Annotated in this window: 15 protein-coding genes; 7 read left to right on the top strand and 8 right to left on the bottom strand. The window is 59.8% G+C overall.

The genetic code is table 11. The features are described 5' to 3' along the window. The first annotated feature begins 47 nt into the window (after positions 1–47). Complete coding sequence (locus tag ACFQJC_RS04420) at positions 48–1,298, top strand: eIF2B alpha/beta/delta subunit family protein (RefSeq protein WP_390222039.1); 1,251 nt, start codon at positions 48–50, stop codon at positions 1,296–1,298. On the opposite strand, the gene ACFQJC_RS04425 is transcribed toward ACFQJC_RS04420, so the two are convergent. Together ACFQJC_RS04425 and ACFQJC_RS04430 are read right to left on the bottom strand one after the other, a co-directional pair. Next, entirely contained in the window at positions 1,295–2,617 is a 1,323-nt protein-coding gene (locus tag ACFQJC_RS04425; RefSeq protein ID WP_390222040.1) for a permease, read from the bottom strand. The genes ACFQJC_RS04420 and ACFQJC_RS04425 overlap by 4 nt on opposite strands. 387 nt (positions 2,618–3,004) lie before the next feature. Continuing rightward, complete coding sequence (locus ACFQJC_RS04430) at positions 3,005–3,763, bottom strand: IclR family transcriptional regulator (protein ID WP_390222041.1); 759 nt, start codon at positions 3,761–3,763, stop codon at positions 3,005–3,007. Positions 3,764–4,035: 272 nt separating this feature from the next. Here ACFQJC_RS04430 and ACFQJC_RS04435 point away from each other — a divergent pair, with 272 nt between their 5' ends. The 6 genes from ACFQJC_RS04435 (at position 4,036) to dgoD (ending at position 10,953) form a co-directional block, all read left to right on the top strand. Next, positions 4,036–5,061 (top strand): zinc-dependent alcohol dehydrogenase family protein, encoded by a 1,026-nt coding sequence (locus tag ACFQJC_RS04435; protein ID WP_390222042.1) that lies wholly within the window; start codon positions 4,036–4,038, stop codon positions 5,059–5,061. A 44-nt stretch (positions 5,062–5,105) separates the two neighbouring features. After that, complete coding sequence (locus ACFQJC_RS04440) at positions 5,106–6,512, top strand: extracellular solute-binding protein (RefSeq protein ID WP_390222043.1); 1,407 nt, start codon at positions 5,106–5,108, stop codon at positions 6,510–6,512. Positions 6,513–6,609: 97 nt separating this feature from the next. Then, a complete protein-coding gene (locus ACFQJC_RS04445; RefSeq protein WP_390222044.1) occupies positions 6,610–7,548 on the top strand; it encodes a carbohydrate ABC transporter permease in 939 nt (312 codons plus the stop codon). Continuing rightward, positions 7,548–8,426 carry a carbohydrate ABC transporter permease gene (locus tag ACFQJC_RS04450; protein ID WP_390222045.1) on the top strand — a complete coding sequence of 293 codons (879 nt, stop codon included), beginning with the start codon at positions 7,548–7,550 and terminating at the stop codon, positions 8,424–8,426. The genes ACFQJC_RS04445 and ACFQJC_RS04450 overlap by 1 nt, the downstream gene beginning before the upstream one ends. A gap of 103 nt (positions 8,427–8,529) precedes the next feature. Further along, positions 8,530–9,693: an ABC transporter ATP-binding protein gene (locus ACFQJC_RS04455; protein ID WP_390222046.1), complete on the top strand. Its 1,164-nt coding sequence runs from the start codon at positions 8,530–8,532 to the stop codon at positions 9,691–9,693. Positions 9,694–9,801: 108 nt separating this feature from the next. Beyond that, positions 9,802–10,953 carry a galactonate dehydratase gene (dgoD, locus tag ACFQJC_RS04460; RefSeq protein ID WP_390222047.1) on the top strand — a complete coding sequence of 384 codons (1,152 nt, stop codon included), beginning with the start codon at positions 9,802–9,804 and terminating at the stop codon, positions 10,951–10,953. A gap of 346 nt (positions 10,954–11,299) precedes the next feature. Here the strand turns inward: dgoD and ACFQJC_RS04465 are convergent, their stop codons facing one another. The 6 genes from ACFQJC_RS04465 to ACFQJC_RS04490 all read right to left on the bottom strand — a co-directional run bounded on the left by ACFQJC_RS04465 (position 11,300) and on the right by ACFQJC_RS04490 (position 17,180). Beyond that, positions 11,300–12,379 carry a TrmB family transcriptional regulator gene (locus tag ACFQJC_RS04465; RefSeq protein ID WP_390222048.1) on the bottom strand — a complete coding sequence of 360 codons (1,080 nt, stop codon included), beginning with the start codon at positions 12,377–12,379 and terminating at the stop codon, positions 11,300–11,302. Positions 12,380–12,464: 85 nt separating this feature from the next. Beyond that, a complete protein-coding gene (locus ACFQJC_RS04470) occupies positions 12,465–12,665 on the bottom strand; it encodes a hypothetical protein (protein ID WP_390222049.1) in 201 nt (66 codons plus the stop codon). Positions 12,666–12,667: 2 nt separating this feature from the next. After that, a complete protein-coding gene (locus tag ACFQJC_RS04475; protein WP_390222050.1) occupies positions 12,668–13,849 on the bottom strand; it encodes an ABC transporter ATP-binding protein in 1,182 nt (393 codons plus the stop codon). Positions 13,850–13,855: 6 nt separating this feature from the next. Next, complete coding sequence (locus ACFQJC_RS04480; protein ID WP_390222051.1) at positions 13,856–14,785, bottom strand: carbohydrate ABC transporter permease; 930 nt, start codon at positions 14,783–14,785, stop codon at positions 13,856–13,858. A 1-nt stretch (position 14,786) separates the two neighbouring features. Further along, complete coding sequence (locus ACFQJC_RS04485; RefSeq protein WP_390222052.1) at positions 14,787–15,749, bottom strand: carbohydrate ABC transporter permease; 963 nt, start codon at positions 15,747–15,749, stop codon at positions 14,787–14,789. 9 nt (positions 15,750–15,758) lie between these two features. Continuing rightward, positions 15,759–17,180, bottom strand: a complete 1,422-nt coding sequence (locus ACFQJC_RS04490; protein WP_390222335.1) for an extracellular solute-binding protein — start codon at positions 17,178–17,180, stop codon at positions 15,759–15,761. Between the last annotated feature and the right edge of the window lie 335 nt (positions 17,181–17,515).

The raw sequence follows: 17,515 nt of genomic DNA on the forward strand, positions 1-17,515 counted from the left end.
GCACCGAATGAGATAGTCGTTTTCCCGTCTGCACACGAATGACGGCCATGAACCACGTCGTAACGGCGTTTTGCCGACACGACGGGCGAATCCTCCTCGCCCGCCGGAGCGGAGACGCCGGAACCTACCCCGGACGGTGGGCCGGGATTTCGGGCTACGTGGAGGGTTCGACTGACGACACCGAACCCGACGCCCGCCGCGAAGTCAGCGAAGAGACCGGCCTCACGAGCCTCGAACTCGTTCGCGCCGGCGACCCGCTCCACCTCGTCGATGGCGACGACGAGTGGATGGTCCACCCGTTTCTGTTCGACACCGAGACCCGCGACGTGCGCCCGAACGAGGAACTCGCGGCGACCGAGTGGGTCCATCCGACGGCCATCCGAGACCGAGCGACGGTCCCCGAACTGTGGGAGACGTATCGCCGGGTCGCGCCGACGCTCGAAACCGTGCAGACCGACGAGACGCACGGCGCTGCGTGGATTTCGATTCGTGCGCTGGAGGTGCTTCGAGACGGTGCCGCCGAAGCGAAATCGTGGGACACCGTGGCCGAACTCGCGGACGCACTCCGCGACGCGCGGCCGAGCATGGCCGCCGTCACCAACCGAATCAACCGCGTGATGGCGGAACCTGATGGGGACCCGAAAGCGGTCTGTCGCCGCGCCGAACGCGCAATCGACGCCGCCGTCGCCGCCGACAGAGAGGCCGCTGCTGTGGCCGTCGAACGACTCGAAACAGACGCCCCCGTCCAGCGCGTGGCGACGCTCTCCCGGTCGGGAACCGTACTAGCGACCCTTCGAGGTGCACGCCCGGCCGTGTTCATCTCCGAATCTCACCCCGGCGGCGAGGGAAAGGAAGTCGCCGAAGCGCTGGCCAACGACGGACTCGAAGTGACGCTCACGACGGACGCCGCGGGGCCGGGTCTAGTTCTCGATGGCGCGGTTGATGCCGTCCTCTTCGGTGCCGATTCGGTGCTCGCCACGGGCGACGTTGTGAACAAAGTCGGGAGCGTTCCGCTCGCGTTGGCCGCAGCGCGTGCATCGATTCCCGTCTACGCCGTCTGCGCCCGCGACAAGATACGCGGCGACGACACTTTCGTCGGGGAGGGCGGTGGGTCGCTCTCGTCCGCGGAAGGTGTGACGAGCGAGAATCCAATTTTCGAAGTCGTTCCCGCCGACCTCGTGACTGGCGTGATTACCGAATGGGGCGTGCTCGATGCCGGCGAAATTGCGACCGTTGCGGCCGAACACGCCGAACTCGGGGACTGGGCCGACGGAGACGACGGGAGTCGGAAGGGTTAGTCACTCGCGTGACTGGCCATCTCGCCCGCCGAACCGACGCTGTCGCGCTGGTGAAGCCAGTAGAGGAAACCGAAGAACGCCGTCGCCAGCACGTTCAGGACGGCCTTGTAGTTGAGTTCGATACTCACGTCCGCGATTTGGGCGGTCGATGGGTCGGGGATGAGACCCGCCGCGCTGAAGACGAAGTGGACGACGACGCCGGTGACGACGGCGGCGACGAAAATCATCCCCGAGAGGATGGCCGCGAACGTCGTCCCGTAGTACTCGCGGTAGGCGTCCACGATGGGCGGGACGATGAGGTCCGCGTAGATGTAGCTCAGGACGCTCCCGAACGGAAGCCCGTTCGTCCAGAGAATCGTCCCGAACGGGACGTTCCCGACCGAGCAGACGAACGTCGCCACGCCGATGACCGCGCCGACGATAGCGGTCCAGAAGACGTACACCGGGACGCCGAACGTCGGCCCGGAGAAGATAGTCGTCCAGACCTGTTCGGGGATGAATCCGGCGATGAGACCGGCGAAAATGAAGCCGATAGCGATTTCGTCCCAGAGCATGCCCCACTCTTTCCACTGCTTGTCGGCGAGGGCTTTCCACCCGCTGAGCGAGGTCGCTTGCGCACGAATCGAGGTCTGCTGCTGTTCGGGGTCGAAGCTCTCCTTGCACGACTTCGAACAGAAGTAGTACGTTTTCTCATCCTGTTCGACCGAGTAGTCGGCCTCGTCGGGCGTGAGTTCCATCCCGCAGACGGGGTCTTGGACCTTCTCGACCTCGTCTTCGACGTTCTTTCGGGCCTGTTCGACCACCTCGTCGGGGACGAGATAGACGAATCCGAACGCCATCAGGCCGATGAGGATGAACCCGCCGAGGATGTCGGCGGCGAGGAACTGCCACCCGAGCAGAATCCAGATGACCGCGCCGATTTCGATGACGAGGTTCGTCGAGGCGAACATGAACGCCCCGAGGGTGGCCGCGGCGGACCCGCCCTTTTTGAACAGGTTCTTCGCCGTTGCGATGGCGCTGTAGGAACACGACGACGAGACGAACCCGAACGTCGTCCCGTAGCCGAGTTCGCGCAGACCGTGGCCGTCGAGCAACTCCGAAATCTCCTCGTCGGAGGTCCACGCCTCCACGCCGCCGGCGATGGCGAAGCCGACGACGAGCGCCCACCACGTCACCCACGCCATCGCGGCGGTGGTCCGCAAGAACGTCTGGGTGCTCTCGACGAAGAACGTCCCCAGCGGTTTCGTGGTCGTGACCACGCCGATTCCGACGGTCAACAGTGCGATGCCAGCGAGCAGCGCGTACTCTGCTCGGTCCATGGGACGTCTAGTACGGGCTGGATATTTTACGGAGTTTCGGCTCACAGAGTCGGGGTGAGCGAGGGAGTTGTGTTTGGAAGTGCGGGAATCCGCAGCCCCGAGAATTTGGAAATCGGTGTCCGTCTCCGGCGGCGAGCTTCGTCGCCCTCGACCTGTATGATTCTATTCAGGAGCGTCGAGGGTGTCGAACGCCCGTCCCGGTGGTCGTGGCTTGGCGTTGAGTTCCCATTCGATTCCGAACCGGTCCTCGAACGTTCGATGGTGTGACGCGGTGTGCGAAACCGTGGTCCCGAGTTCACTCGCGCGTTCGGAAATCGGTATACGAAACCACTCCGTGCGAGTCGTCCTAAACGTGTGGTCGAACGGGCGCGGCGGTATCCGATAGCCTCACTTCGTCAGTTCGACTTGAATCGACTTCGCCGTGCTGATTACCTGTCCCGTGATGTCCTCTTCGAGGTAGCGACCGGACAGCCTGCTCGACGGTCCAGAGACGCCAATCGCCGCCGCTGGCCCGCGCTCGTTGAGGCCGATCGACGATGCGATGCCGATAGTTCCCTCTGCGTGTTCTCCTCTGCAAAACGCGATGCCGTTCTCGCGGATGGTGCGGAGTTCGCTGTGGAGGGTCTCAGGGTCGGTAATCGTCGCGTCCGTGTAGGCGGCGATGCCGTGGTCGTCGAGTATCTCGTCGATACGGCTCGGGTCGAACGATGCGAGGATGGCCTTCCCCGGGGCGGTCACGTGAAGTGGGAGACGGCTTCCACACGTGTGTTCCGGCACCCAGTCACTCACCCCGAACGACGTGTAGATGCAGATGCCAACGCCACCCTCTTCGACTACCAGCGTCGTCGCCTCACCGGTGACCTGCGCCAGATTATCGACGTACGGTCTCGCCACGTTGTACAGTCTCAGGCGAGTGCGAGCACCCTCTCCGAGAGCCAGCAAGCCCATCGACGGGAGGTACTTTCGGTCTCGCTTTTTCACGTACCCCAGTTCGCGGAGCGTCGAGAGATGCGTGTGGACGACTCCCTTCGACAGGCCGACGGTGTCTGCGAGTTCAGTGACACCCAGCGGCCGGTCGGCGTCCACCAGTTGCTCCAAGATTCGAAACGAGTTGACCGTAGCATCGACTGTCTTCGCCGAGGACATAGTGTGAGGACGTAGCACGACTATATAGAAATTGTTCTTCAGAGCAGAACAGTGGCGCACTCAGCCCGCGTTCGAGTGCGCCACGAAACCCACATTATTGTTCATCATCATAATATTTCCTACAGTACCATTCGGATAATATCTTCGTTCTGCTGTGCAAAACAACTCTCAAGCCCCGATTTCGGCATTCTGGGGCACTCACAGGGAGTTTTAGGAATTTGACCCGTAGTTATTTTACTCCCTTTCTGGCTCGCATGAGATGGATACCAACGATGAGAACAGTCGAATTGACGGACACACACACGGTGGAAGTCGGCAACACGACCCGACCGGAGCCCGCCCGCGACGAGTTGCTCGTCGAGGTGAACGCCTGTGGTGTCTGTACGACAGACCTACACATGTATACGGGGTCGCTCGCGGTGGATTACCCACTCGTACCGGGACACGAGAGCGCTGGCGACGTCGTCGAAGTCGGTGACGACATCGACAGCTATCGGGTGGGTGACCGAGTGGCTATCAACCCCTCTGTCCCCTGTAACGAGTGTCGAGCGTGCAAGTCCGGCCGCGAGAACCTCTGTCACGACCTCACCTCCATCGGTGGGGCGGCCAAGCACATCATCGACGGCGCGTTCGCCGAATACGTGACCGTTCCGGCCGGGAACGTCGAGCGAATCGGCGACCTCGACTACCGAACGGCGGCGTTCGCCGAACCGCTCGGATGCGTCATCAACGGCATCGACCAGGTAGACTTGACCAGCGGTGAGACCGTCGTCGTGGTCGGTGCCGGGTTCATCGGACTCCTGCTCGTCCAGACGCTTCGGGCGAGCGGCGCGGGGACAATCGTCGTCTCCGAACCGGTCGCCGAGCGGCGAGAACTCGCGCTCGAAGTCGGCGCTGACTACACGCTCGACCCGACCGACGAGGACCCGGCGGCCGCCGTGACAGAACTCGTCGGCGACGTCGATGTCGCCATCGAGGCCGTCGGGTTACCCCAGACCATCGAACAGGCGCTCGACCTCACGGGACCCGGCGGGCGAACGCTCGTCTTCGGGGTTCCCCCGGAGGACGCGACGGTCGAACTCGCTCCGTTCGACCTCTTCTTCGAGGAGCGAGAGGTTCTCGGAAGCTACTCGCTCACGCCGAACACGTTCGCGCGGGCGGTGGCACTGCTTCAGAACGGCCGCATCGACGTGGACACGCTCGTCACTGACGAGTTCGGTCTCGATGGCCTCGCAGAAGCGTTCCACCAGATGGAGAACCGCGAGGGACTGAAGAAGATGGTCTACCCCGGCCAGTAAGCATCGCAACGACGACTGACCAAACACAGCACACACAGCACACAATGACTGACTCATACGACCGACGAACGTTCATGAAGACGACAGCGGGCGTCGCAACCGGCGTCGCACTTGCCGGTTGTACCCGCGGTGGCGAATCGACGCAGACGACGACCGACTCGGGTGGCGACTCCGCCAACCAGGAGGCACCCATCCCACTGAGCGAGTACGACGCCGATATCGACTGGAAACAGTTCGAAGGCTCGCAGATTAACATCGGTGCGGTCCAGCACCCGTGGGTAGACGCGGTCAAGCCCGCGGTGCCGACGTTCGAGGAACTCACCGGTATCGACGTGGAGTGGAACATCCTGCCGGAACAGCAGTTCCGGACCAAGCGACAGACCGACGTGAGCACCGGCGCTGGCCAGTTCGACGTGTTCTTCATGGACCAAGTCGTCAACCAGTTCCGCAACGAAGGGTGGCTCCAGCCGCTCGACCCGTACTTCGAAGACGGCAGTCTGTACGACGAGGACTGGTACGCACCGGACGACCTGTTCGAGGCATCGAAGTGGCAAGCACACGGTGGCGGGTACAGCGATACGTGGACCGGCCTGCCGATTACCGTCGAGGTCCAGACTCAGTTCTATCGGACCGACCTCTACGAGAAACACGGGCTCGAAGTCGCCGAGACGCTCGAAGAATTCCGGCAGAACGCACAGACGATTCACGAGAACGAATCGGACGTCGTCGGAACCGTCGGCCGCGGGCAGAAAGGCTACGGGATGAACATCTACGTCCTGAACACCTTCCTGCGCCAGAACGGCGCGGCGCTCTGGGATAGCTTCCCGGACGACTCCGGTCTCGACTCGCAGGGCGTCATCGACGCCGCGAACTGGTACGTCAGCCTACTCCAAGAGTTCGGGCCGCAAGGCGCGTCCACCCAGACGTGGTCCGACGTGCTCTCGACGATGCAGGAAGGCCGCGCGGGTCACATCGTCGCCGACGCCAACCTGTTCTGGCCGGGCCTGACCGGTTCCGACTCCTCTGTCGCCGACAACGTCGGTATCGCAACGGTGCCGAAACCGGCGGACGGCCAGTTCTCGCCGAACGCGTACAACTGGCAAATCTCCACGTCGAAGAACGCGAAGAACTCCGAAGCCGGGTTCCTGTTCATGCTGTGGGCCACCTCGGAACCGACCAACACGTGGATGCACCTGAACAACGACGCCGCCTTCTCGGTTCGACAGTCCGTCTGGGAGAACGACGAGTTCCGCTCCCGCGTCGGCGACGAGTTCGCACAGGTCACCCTCGAATCGCTGCAAGCGGCCGCACCGGACCCCTTCGACCGCAAGTACCCCGAGTGGGGCCAGCGCTACTCGGAAGAACTGCAGCGAGCCATCGCCGACCAGAAATCCGCCGAGGAGTCGATGACGCAAGCCGCGGAAATCGCACAGGAGATTTACAGCGGCTAACGCGACTCCAGCACCACCCACGACACGATTCAACCGCGTTCACATCACAACACGATTCAACCGCGTTCATACCACAACACGATTCACCCACGCTCACATGAGTACCAAAACGCAAACAGAAACGACACCCAACGAGCAGACGGCCACCGCCAGACTGCGCGACCTGTGGAACGACTACCTCGCGTACTGGTTCGTCGCGCCGATGGTGGTGGTGATGCTCCTTATCACCTTCTTCCCCGGCGCGTACGACCTCTACCTCAGCCTCATCGAGGAACCGACGTTCAACGTCTTCGACGCCCAATTCGTCGGCTTGGCCAACTTCGAGACGGCGTTCACGCTGGGCGGTGCGTTCCACTCGTTCGTCGTCACGATTACCGTCGTCGTCGGCGCGCTACTCCTCGAAACCGTCCTCGGCTTCTTCCTCGCAACGCTCGTCACCGGTGTGGAGTCTACGCGAGCGAAGTCGTTCTATCGAGTGCTGTTCATCGTCCCGATGGCCGTCGCGCCCGTCTCGCTCGCCACCATCGGCAGAATCATGCTGAACAGCGAAATCGGCGTCATCCCGTATCTGATAGAGGCCGCGACGCCGTTCGCGGCACCGGCGTTCCTCTCCGAGATGCCGCTGCTGACGGTGATTCTGCTCGATACGTGGAACTGGACGCCGTTTATGTTCATCATCTTCTACGCCGGTCTCTCGTCGGTGCCCGAGACGCTCGTCGAGGCGGCGCGAGTCGATGGCGCACCGCTGTGGCGGCGCTACGTCCACGTCATCATCCCGTACATGAAGCCGGTGGTGTTCGTCGCCACCCTCATTCGGATGATAGACCTCTTCCGGACGTTCGGCGTGGTGTACGGACTGACGCAGGGCGGCCCGGGGACGGCGACCCAACTGGTGAGTATCAACATCTACGAACAGATGTTCATCAACAACCAACCGGGGGTGGCCGCCGCCATCGCGGTGGTCTATCTCGTCCTCGTCGTCGCGCTGTGTAACGTCATCATCGCCAAAGTCGGCTTCGAGGGGGTGTGGAACTGATGGCGACGCAGGATATCGACACCGCGACCGGGTCGCAGTGGCTCGACACGGAGACGCGCGAGACGGTCGTTCGGGTCGTCCGCCACGCCGTCTTGCTCCTGTGGTCGTTCGTCGTGTTGTTCCCCCTCTACTGGTTGGCGTCGATGTCGCTGAAACCCCCGGGAGAAGCGAACTCGCTGCCCCCGGACTGGGTGTTCCTGCCGACGGTGTACAACTACATCCAACTCGCACAGAGCGGCGAGTTCCTCGCGGCGTTCGCCAACAGCGTCGTCATGGTGTCGGCGTCCGTGATTCTCGTCCTGCTCATCGGCGTCCCCGCCGCGTACGTCCTCTCGCGGTACGACATCCCGATGCAACGCGACGTGCTCGTGTGGATACTCTCCTCGCGGATGCTCCCGCCGATCGCCGTCGTCATCCCCTTCTTCGTCATCTTCCGGTCGCTCAACCTGTTCGATACGCGACTCGGGATGGTGTTCATGTACGTCAGCATCAACCTCTCGCTGGTGGTGTGGGTGATGAAGGCGTTCTTCGACGGCATTCCGGAGACGCTGGAAGAGGCCGCCCGCGTCGATGGCGCGACCCGGTTTCAGTCGTTCCTGAAGGTCGTCCTCCCGGCGGCCAAACCCGGCATCTTCTCCGTTGCGATTATCAGCTTCATCTTCGCGTGGATCGAACTGCTGTTCGGTCTCGTCCTGACGAACTTCAAAGCGGTCCCCGTGACGCTGTTCGTCTACTCGTTTATCGGCTCTCGGTCTATCGAATGGGGGATGCTCGCGGCCGCCTCGACGGCGATGATCATCCCCATCGTCATCTTCCTGATTGCGGTGAACAAGTACCTCGCCGCTGGACTCAGCTTCGGTGTGGTGATCAAAGAATGAACTCGACTTCACATTGGCAGGACGCATCGTTCACGAAACACGCATCGTTCACGAAACAGCCTCACGCGGCGGGAGTACGCGGCCGCGAGACGGAGGAGCACTAATGGCCCGTATCACTCTCGACGACGTGACGAAACGGTTCGGAGACGATGGAGACGCCGTCGTCGCAGTTGACGACGTCTCACTCGATATTGCCGACGGCGAGTTCGTCGTCTTCGTCGGCCCCTCGGGCAGTGGAAAATCGACGCTGATGCGGACCGTCGCAGGTCTCGAAACGCAGTCCGAGGGCGATGTCTACATCGGCGACACCCTCGTGAATCAACTCGGCCCGCGTGCGCGAGACATCGCGATGGTGTTCCAGAACTACGCGCTGTACCCCAATATGACCGTCGAGGAGAACATGTCCTTCGGGCTGAAGATGTCTACGGACCTCTCGAAATCGGAGATTGCAGACCAAGTGGCGTCTGCCGCCGAGATGATGGGCATCGGGAAGTTGCTCGACAACAAACCCGGCGAACTCTCCGGCGGCCAACAACAGCGCGTCGCGCTGGGTCGGGCAATCGTCCGCGACCCGAACGTGTTCTTGATGGACGAACCGCTGTCGAACTTAGATGCGAAGCTTCGGGCGTCGATGCGGACCGAGATAAATCGCCTCCAGAACGAACTCGGCGTGACGACGCTGTACGTCACCCACGACCAGACGGAGGCGATGACGATGGGCGACCGACTCGTCGTGCTCAACTTCGGCGAACTCCAGCAAGTCGGGACGCCACTCGAATGCTTCTACCGCCCGGCGAACCGATTCGTCGCCGGGTTCATCGGGTCGCCGTCAATGAACTTCTTCGAAGGGACCGTCGGAAGCGGAACGCTCGTCGCCGACGGGTTCGAATACGAACTCTCCGAGTCGATGCGGTCGAGCGTCGGCGACCGAACGAAGGTGACACTGGGCGCTCGCCCAGAGGACTTCGACCTCTCGGAGGACTCCGTGTCGAACGGCTTCGAAGTGGCCGTGGACGTCGTCGAACCGATGGGGAGCATCTCCTACGTCTACGTCCGCCCGGTCGAGCAGTCCCACGACGAGACGTTCGTCGTCGAAGTCGATGGACAGCGACCCATCTCCGAGGGCGACCATCTGTACGCACGGGTGTCGCCGACCGACATCCACCTCTTCGATACCCAGTCGGGTGAGACGATTCACCAGCGAACACTCACGGACGAAGCCGAAGAAGTGCTCTCACGACGCCCCGAGAGCGCCGTCTCGAAGTGAACTGATGACCGTTGCGGGCGTACAGCAGCGTTGTTGCGAGCACACGGGCTTACAAGCTCGTTCCAATCTCTCCCCCGCATTGAAGTAGATAGTATCAGAGTAGCAACCATGCACGTCACCGACTACGAGTTGTTCGCCGTCCCCCCGCGGTGGCTGTTGCTCAAATTGGAGACGAGTGACGGACTCGTCGGCTGGGGCGAACCCATCGTCCAGGGCCGTCTCAGAACAGTTCGAGCGGCCGTTGAGGAACTCGTAGAGGTGTATCTCCTCGGGAAAGACCCGCTCCGAACCGGGTATCACTGGCGGAAGATGTACCAAGGCGGCTACTACCGGGGCGGACCAGTGCTCATGAGCGCCCTCGCCGGTATCGACCACGCGCTGTGGGACATCAAAGGAAAGCACTACGGCGCGCCGGTCTATGAGTTGCTCGGGGGCCACGTCCGCGACCAAGTGATGGTCCACCAGTGGGTCGGTGGCGACTCGCCCGGCGAAGTCGCAAGCGAGGCTATCGAACGCCGGAATCAGGGCTACAAGGCCATCAAGATGAACGCGACCGCCGAGTTCGCGCCGCTCGAACCACCGAGTGCGGTCGAAACCGCACGGAAGCGCGTCGCCGCGGTTCGCAAAGCCGTCGGCGACGACCTCCACGTCGGCGTCGATTTCCACGGGCGCGTCTCGAAGCCCATGGCGTCGCAACTCGTCGATGCGCTCGACCCCTACGGGCTGATGTTCATCGACCAACCCGTCTTACCCGAACATTCCGAACTCCTCGAATCGCTCGCCGAGCGAACGACGACGCCAATCGCCACTGGAGAGCGCTTCTACTCTCGGTACGACTTCAAACCACTCCTCACGAACGGTGCCGTCTCGGTCATCCAACCGGATGTCACCCACGTCGGCGGGATAACCGAACTTCGGAAAGTGGCGACGATGGCCGACGCGTTCGACGTCGCCGTCGTGCCGCACTGCCCGCTGAGTCCGGTCGCCTTCGCGGCGAGTCTTCAGGTCGTCTTCGCCTCGCACAACGCCGTCATGCAAGAACAAGACCTCGGTCTCGACGACCCCACAGAGAGCGTCGGTCTCCGATACCTTGACGACCCCGAAACCTTCGACTTCCGAGACGGGTACGTCGCTCGCCCGCCCGACCCCGGACTGGGTATCGAAGTCGATGAAGAATACGTCCGCGAACGGTCACAGGCAGAAGTCAACTGGTACAACCCCGTCTGGCATCACGAAGACGGGGGCATCGCCGAGTGGTAGCGGGCCTGCCAAAGCGTGAGGTTCTTTTGCCGTTGTCACCGACCGCTAGCCGGTGGCGATGAAGAAAGTTACCCCCTCTTAGCCCCTTGTGATGAGGACCTTTGGCCGAGCCACCATCTTACTGAAAACGTCGATAACATAGAGACAGGATAGCCTGAGATCTATCTGTCCTCCGAAGTTGTGGTGTTTCTACAGTCTTCGAAGACTATTCTGTCGCGTGCTTCACAACGACGGGTTCGAGCCTGAGTCGATCCTCGGGGGTGAATGTTCCACTTCTTGACGTTGGGTCTCCGGAAACAGTGAGATTCCCCTTTTGGAGTCTCATCGTAGCCCTCCCGAGGCCCAGTCAGTTGGTTCGGAGCGTTACAGTTCTCGCTTCGTAGTCTTCGAGAATCGCGTTCTGTCCGCCAACACTCACCTCACCATCGTCAGTCTCGAGGTACAGGCTTGTCTGTAGTGTGTACTCGTTGGTCGATGGTTCTACGAGTGCCTGACAGACCCGGGTCACCTTTCCAGAGATTGTCTCTCCATCCGTCGTTTCGACATCGGCCCAGAGGTCTGTTCCCGCTTTCTTGTGGAGCATTGCTTGAAAGACAGCCTGCCGGAACCAGTCGTACGTGGCCGGGAGGGGAGCAAGGTCAGTAATGAATATCTCTTCCCCAGCAGGCCAGTAGGCGCTGAAGAACATCCCGTGGATCGAACCTGCGAGGTGTCGCTCAGAAACCGCGACACCATCTCCAGTATCGTGTGTTCCGGACACCAAGAGAGCGTCTCCGACCAGTGCCGACTGGTGCGCCGTGGGTTTCGTTGACTGCGTATCTGTTGCAAACATAAATAAGATATTTTCGCTCCAGCAGCGAACGACATCCGCGACACCAACGTACCGCTCTGCTGCTTCTTCGACGTTCTCTACGTCTTGGACCAGAAGGAAAATCAGCAGGTCTCGCTCGGCTGCCGCCTCGAGTTCCGATTTGATTTCTGGATAGATGTCTTCTGGAATTGCAACGATAATCTCTCGCTGGGCTTTCGATATCGCTTCTCGAAGTCGTCTAATTGCAGTCTCCTGCGACTTTACCATCTTTAGTTCCGGCGTCTGCGGCTTCGTGTCGTTGAACCGATCTGTGAGGGCCGGTGTGATCGAGTCAATCCGGCTTGATAGGGCCGCCATCGACTCTTCTGGTGGAACAGCGCGGATCGTTTTGGGCGAAGCATGGTCGTTGACCCGAACGAGACCTCGGTCTTCGAGTCGGTCAGTAATGGTGTAGACAGCCTGCTGTGAAACATCAGCTTCTTCGGAGATAGTACTGGTAGTCGCTTCGCCGAGAGATAATAACGCGAGATATACCTCAACCTCTTTCTCTGAGAATCCGAAGTCGCCCAGTTCCCGCCTGAGCTCCGCCCCGTCTCGTTCTCGGTGTGGTGACATTATCTTGCTAGTTGGGTTCACTAATAATTTGATTGTTCATTCATCCACGGCCGTGGTGGTAGTCGGTCTGGGTGGTCTCTGTCCTTCAGAGAAGTTGTCGTTCGGACTCGTTGAGTTCCTGCTGCTCTTCTTCGGTCCGCTGCAGTCTCCACCCACGGACGGTCCGGCGAAATTTCGGGGCGTACGTGTTGCGGCAGTCGCGGGAAAACGCGTAGATTCCGTAGACCCAAAAGAAGAACAGCAGGGAGACTGCGCTCACATAGAACAGAGCAAGTGCATCGACCATGGTCAGTCCTCTGTCGTAGCACGCTCGCCTAACGTGCTTTTCGCTGGAGGAGAAACGAGAGAGTGACAGATTGCCTCACTGGTGTTCTGGTCGAACAGATGGAGGTTCGACCGGTCGAAAAAGACCTCCACGTGTTCTTCTTCGGAGATATCGATATCAGGATCGACGCTCATCAGCAACTGGTCGGACTTCTGTGGTCCTTCCTTCATCGAAGTGGTTTTCCGGTCACCATGTGCCAAATAGACGAATATCTCGTCACCCATCGGCTCCATGACATCGGTGGTCGTGTCGATTTGCGTTGTCGGGTGATCGACGCCGATGGTTTGGTCGGTGAGATAGACATCTTCGGGGCGAACCCCGAGAGTCACAGCTGACCCCACTGAAACGCCGAAGTCTGTGGGGTCAAACTCGACCGAAACAAACTCCGACGTGAATCCGCGTTCCGTAATCTCACCCTCGATGAAATTCATCGACGGCGACCCGATGAACCCGGCGACGAACTGGTTCGCTGGCTCGTTGTAACAGGTCAGTGGTGGTGCAATTTGTTGGAGCCGACCGTCGTTGAGAACTGCAATTCGGTCGGACATCGTCATCGCTTCCGCCTGATCGTGAGTGACGTAGATGATGGTCGTTCCCAGTTCCTTGTGGAGTCGCTGCAGTTCTGTCCGCATATGGACGCGAAGTTTCGCATCGAGATTCGCAAGCGGTTCGTCCATCAAGAATGCTTCTGGGTCACGGACGATTGCCCGACCAATGGCGACACGTTGGCGTTGGCCACCAGACAACTCTGACGGCTTGCGGTCCAACAGATCACCGATTTGGAGGATGTCTGCCGCCCGCTCGACTCGGCGGTCTATTTCTTCTTTCTCGAAGTTACGGAGCCGCAGTCCGAAACTTACGTTGTCGTACACATCCATGTGGGGGAACAGTGCGATGTTTTGGAAGACCATCGCAATCCCCCGGTCTTTTGGGGGAAGGTTCGTGACATCCTTTCCACCGATAGTCACCTCACCTCCAGTGGGTAATGTGAGCCCGGCGATTGTCTCCATCGTCGTTGACTTGCCACAGCCAGATGGCCCGACGAGACAGACGAACTCGCCGTCCTGGATGTCTAGGTTCATGTCCTTAACTGCCGTTACGTCGTCGTATTCCTTCGTCACGCGTTTGAGTGTAACATTTCCCATGGTTGGTTACTCCTTGACCGCACCTGCGGTGAGACCGCTCACGATTTTCTCCTGTGCGACGACCACGATGAGAGCGACGGGGAGTATTCCGACGAGGCTCGCGGCCGCCATGTAGTTGTACAGACTGGTGTATTGGCTCTGGAACGCCAGAATCCCCCAGACGAGTGGGGCACCGTTCTCAGGCTGTCCTGTCGTCATCAAGAACGAGAAGAAGAACTCGTTGTAGACGGCGATGAACGTCAGAATTCCGGCAGTCGAGAGTCCAGGTGCAGAGAGCGGCATTATCACCCGAAACAGTGCACCGAGTCGAGTCGTCCCCTCGACACGTGCTGCATCTTCGAGTCCATCCGGAATCTGACTGTAGAACGTCGTCAGGATGAACACCGAGAGCGGCAAGAACAATCCACTGAAGGGGACGATAATCGCACCCACCGTGTTGAACAGGTCAGGACTTGGAACCCCGAAGACCACCATGTTCCCGGTGAACAGCTTAAACAGGGGGAGCACGAACGCCGCCGGTGGGAAAAACGAGATAATCAACAAGAGTAGAAGTAACCCACCCTTCCCGCGGAACTCGAGTCGTCCGAACGCATATCCTGCGAGACTCGAGACGATCAGTACGTACGCGGTCGTCGTCACGGCGATGACGAAACTATTCATCATGTACAGGTGTAGCGGGACCGTTTCCCACATCTCGACGAACACGGAGATGTTGAATCCGCGCGGGAAGATTCCCATGTTCACGATGAGGTCGTTTGGTGTGAGTGCCAACACCACGAGCCAGTAGATGGGGAACAGCGTCGTGAACATGAAAAAGATGAGCGCGACGTAAAACATCGCTCTGTGTACCTTCCCTGGGTTCTCGATGGCACTTTTGACCCAGTTAGTGAGCAGACCGCCTTCGCTTTGCGCGTCGGAATCGTGTGCGGTTGCCATTTCAGACGCTCCCTCCGATTCCGCGCAGACTATCGACGAACTTCACAAGGTACACCACGATGAACGCGCTGATTACCAGCGCTGTGAGGAACGCCAGCGTTGCGGACGTTCCGTACCGGTTCGATCGGAAAGCAGAGATGACGAGACAGGTCATCGAAGGCACTGTCCGACAGCTAGAGAGCACCTCGATGACGCCGTACACCTTCAGCGCACCTAACGTTCGAAACAGCATCCCGACGAGTACTGCGGGCAGCACGAGCGGGAAGGTGATTAGCCTGAACCGCTGCCACGCAGTTGCACCCGCAACCTTACTGACATCGTAGAGGCTTCGGTCGATGCTCTGCATCCCTGCGAGGATTATCAACGCCATGAATGCACTCGTCTTCCACGCGTCGGTGAGGGTGACGAGTATCAACGAGTCTTGGGTGTTCGCCAGCGGTGTGGACGAGAAGATTCCAATGTCCTGCAGCGGGGCGACGAGAAATCCGATGCTCGGTTCGAACAGGAGATAAAACATCATCCCCTGTACGACAACCGGCACAGCCCATGGGAGGATAATTGCCATCCGAACCCACGCACGGCCGCGGAATTCTTGATCGAGAAGGAGTGCCTGTGCGAGCCCGATAATCGTTTCGAGGGTGACGCTCCCGAGCGTGAAGACGACGGTGAGGCCGACGGCGTACCAGAACGACCCTGGAAGCACCGCGTTGCGCTGGCCGGTGAGAACCGCGGCGTAGTTCTCGGTACCGACGAAGTCACCGACGCTGACGCCCGACAGTGCGTCTGCGTGGAGCGACATGGCGAACGTGTCCACGAGTGGCCAGAGCGCGACCACACCGACCATCAAGAACGCTGGGACGACGAGCAGATACGCATACAGCTCTTCGGGCAACGTCTCGATCTTGTTGGCGAGGGCGTAATCCGGACGCGGGAGAGTCCTCGATTGTTTGTGTTCGGTTGCCATTGGACTCGATTAGACCGACTGCTCCTCGATGTCTTTCAGCTTCGACGCGAGCGCGTCCATCGCTTCTTGCGGCGATTGGCTGCTCCCTTCCTGAAGCGCCTTGTTCACCGCACTGGCGATGGCACCCGACTGGTCGGGCCACGCAGTCGTCACCGGACGTGGAATTGCGTTGCTCCCAGCAGTTTGCAGGGCATCCATATACCGACCCATAACCGGGACGTTTCGTGCTTCATCAGAGTTGAAAACCGATGGCTTTGGCGGCAGGAGGCCGAGATTCTCGAACTGCCACAGCATGAAGTCCTCGGACATCTTCGCTTTCAGGACTTCGACAACCACGTCTTTCTTCTGCGAGTTCGGGTTCACCACAGAGTTCCACCCGCCGAGTGCGGATGCAGAGCCACCGGTGCCACTGAATTGAGCGTCATCAGTCGAAACACCGTACGGGAGCGGCATCACGCCGAGTTTTTCGCCGAGTTCCTCTTCGGCTCCGTTTATCGCAATCGAGTACGGCCAATTGCGGTGCATGACCGCATTGCCGTTGGTGAATGGCTTCCGTGAGGTTTCTTCGGTCCAGCCGAGGGTCGCGGCAGGGGAGATGCCACCAGTGATGTCCATCCCGTGCTTGTCGTCGTTCCCGTGGATGAACGACCGAACCATTCTGATAGCCTCGACAGCACCTTCTTCGTTGACTGTGACCGGGCGCTCGTTGACCGGCCCAAAGAGGTTTTCCGCACCGCCGAAGTACGCACCACCCCACGTCGTCATCCACTCGTTGAAGTCACAGCACGACAGACCCCCGTAGCTGTCCGCTTGGAAGGTATACCCGTACTCGACGTCGTTTTGCGCCATCACGTCGGCGGTGATTTCAGCGAACCGTTCCCAAGATATCGGTTCAGTTTGCCACCCTTCAGTGTCGTAGCCAGCGGCCTCGACGAGGTCTTTGCGATACTGTATCGTCGGGAAATCCGGGAACTCTGGGATTCCGTACAGCGTGCCATCAAGTGAACTTGCCGAGGCCACGCTCGCCGAGAAGTAGTCGTTCTTGACGGTACTGAGCGTGCTGTCGTCTAAGAGTTCTTCGAGGTTCTGAACTTGACCCCGCTGAATGAACGGAATCGTCCAGCCGGAATCCATGCTGAAGATATCGGGTTCTTCTCGCCCTGCTGACAGCCACGTCCGGTACTGATTGAGTAACTGGTCCGTCGTCGAGGGCCCGTCAACAATCTCGACGTAGATGTCTTCGGACAACCCCGCGTTCCAGAGTTGTTCTCGAATTTGGTCTTTGACCGCTGGTGGTTCGTTGGACCCGACGCCAGAATACTGCCGAACGACCGTTTGACCAGACTCTGCGTTCTCGGGCTTGTCTCCGCCTCCACTGCCGACACATCCAGCGATACCTGCCACGCCGCTCGTCGCGCCGACTGCTTTGATGAATCGTCGGCGGGTGACTGCTGACCGCCTTCGAGTGCCATTGCGATTGTCTCTCATAACTCATCTACAATTGTGACATACCTCGTAATAAAAATTCTAAATCAAGCAGTTGATTAAGATTCTGAATAATTTTAAGTACGATACTCTCTTCTGCTCTAATAGGCGGTATCAGTACTGCTCCCCGGCAAATTCAGCACCATGAATGCATTACCAATCAGTCGAAAACTGCAGACGAGTCCCCATTTTGGACTCACGTGGAATGTGACATCAACGGCATCGTACACTGATTTCGAGGATATTGAGCTACACACTTGCACCAGACCAGGTGATAGGTG

It is taken from the genome of Haloferax namakaokahaiae (assembly GCF_042663225.1).
Classification (GTDB): Archaea; Halobacteriota; Halobacteria; order Halobacteriales; family Haloferacaceae; genus Haloferax; species Haloferax namakaokahaiae.

Coding starts and splice junctions, on each gene's coding strand:
- ACFQJC_RS04420 (WP_390222039.1), top strand. CDS start 48: ATGAACCACGTCGTAACGGCGTTTTGCCGACACGACGGGCGAATCCTC.
- ACFQJC_RS04425 (WP_390222040.1), bottom strand. CDS start 2,617: ATGGACCGAGCAGAGTACGCGCTGCTCGCTGGCATCGCACTGTTGACC.
- ACFQJC_RS04430 (WP_390222041.1), bottom strand. CDS start 3,763: ATGTCCTCGGCGAAGACAGTCGATGCTACGGTCAACTCGTTTCGAATC.
- ACFQJC_RS04435 (WP_390222042.1), top strand. CDS start 4,036: ATGAGAACAGTCGAATTGACGGACACACACACGGTGGAAGTCGGCAAC.
- ACFQJC_RS04440 (WP_390222043.1), top strand. CDS start 5,106: ATGACTGACTCATACGACCGACGAACGTTCATGAAGACGACAGCGGGC.
- ACFQJC_RS04445 (WP_390222044.1), top strand. CDS start 6,610: ATGAGTACCAAAACGCAAACAGAAACGACACCCAACGAGCAGACGGCC.
- ACFQJC_RS04450 (WP_390222045.1), top strand. CDS start 7,548: ATGGCGACGCAGGATATCGACACCGCGACCGGGTCGCAGTGGCTCGAC.
- ACFQJC_RS04455 (WP_390222046.1), top strand. CDS start 8,530: ATGGCCCGTATCACTCTCGACGACGTGACGAAACGGTTCGGAGACGAT.
- dgoD (WP_390222047.1), top strand. CDS start 9,802: ATGCACGTCACCGACTACGAGTTGTTCGCCGTCCCCCCGCGGTGGCTG.
- ACFQJC_RS04465 (WP_390222048.1), bottom strand. CDS start 12,379: ATGTCACCACACCGAGAACGAGACGGGGCGGAGCTCAGGCGGGAACTG.
- ACFQJC_RS04470 (WP_390222049.1), bottom strand. CDS start 12,665: ATGGTCGATGCACTTGCTCTGTTCTATGTGAGCGCAGTCTCCCTGCTG.
- ACFQJC_RS04475 (WP_390222050.1), bottom strand. CDS start 13,849: ATGGGAAATGTTACACTCAAACGCGTGACGAAGGAATACGACGACGTA.
- ACFQJC_RS04480 (WP_390222051.1), bottom strand. CDS start 14,785: ATGGCAACCGCACACGATTCCGACGCGCAAAGCGAAGGCGGTCTGCTC.
- ACFQJC_RS04485 (WP_390222052.1), bottom strand. CDS start 15,749: ATGGCAACCGAACACAAACAATCGAGGACTCTCCCGCGTCCGGATTAC.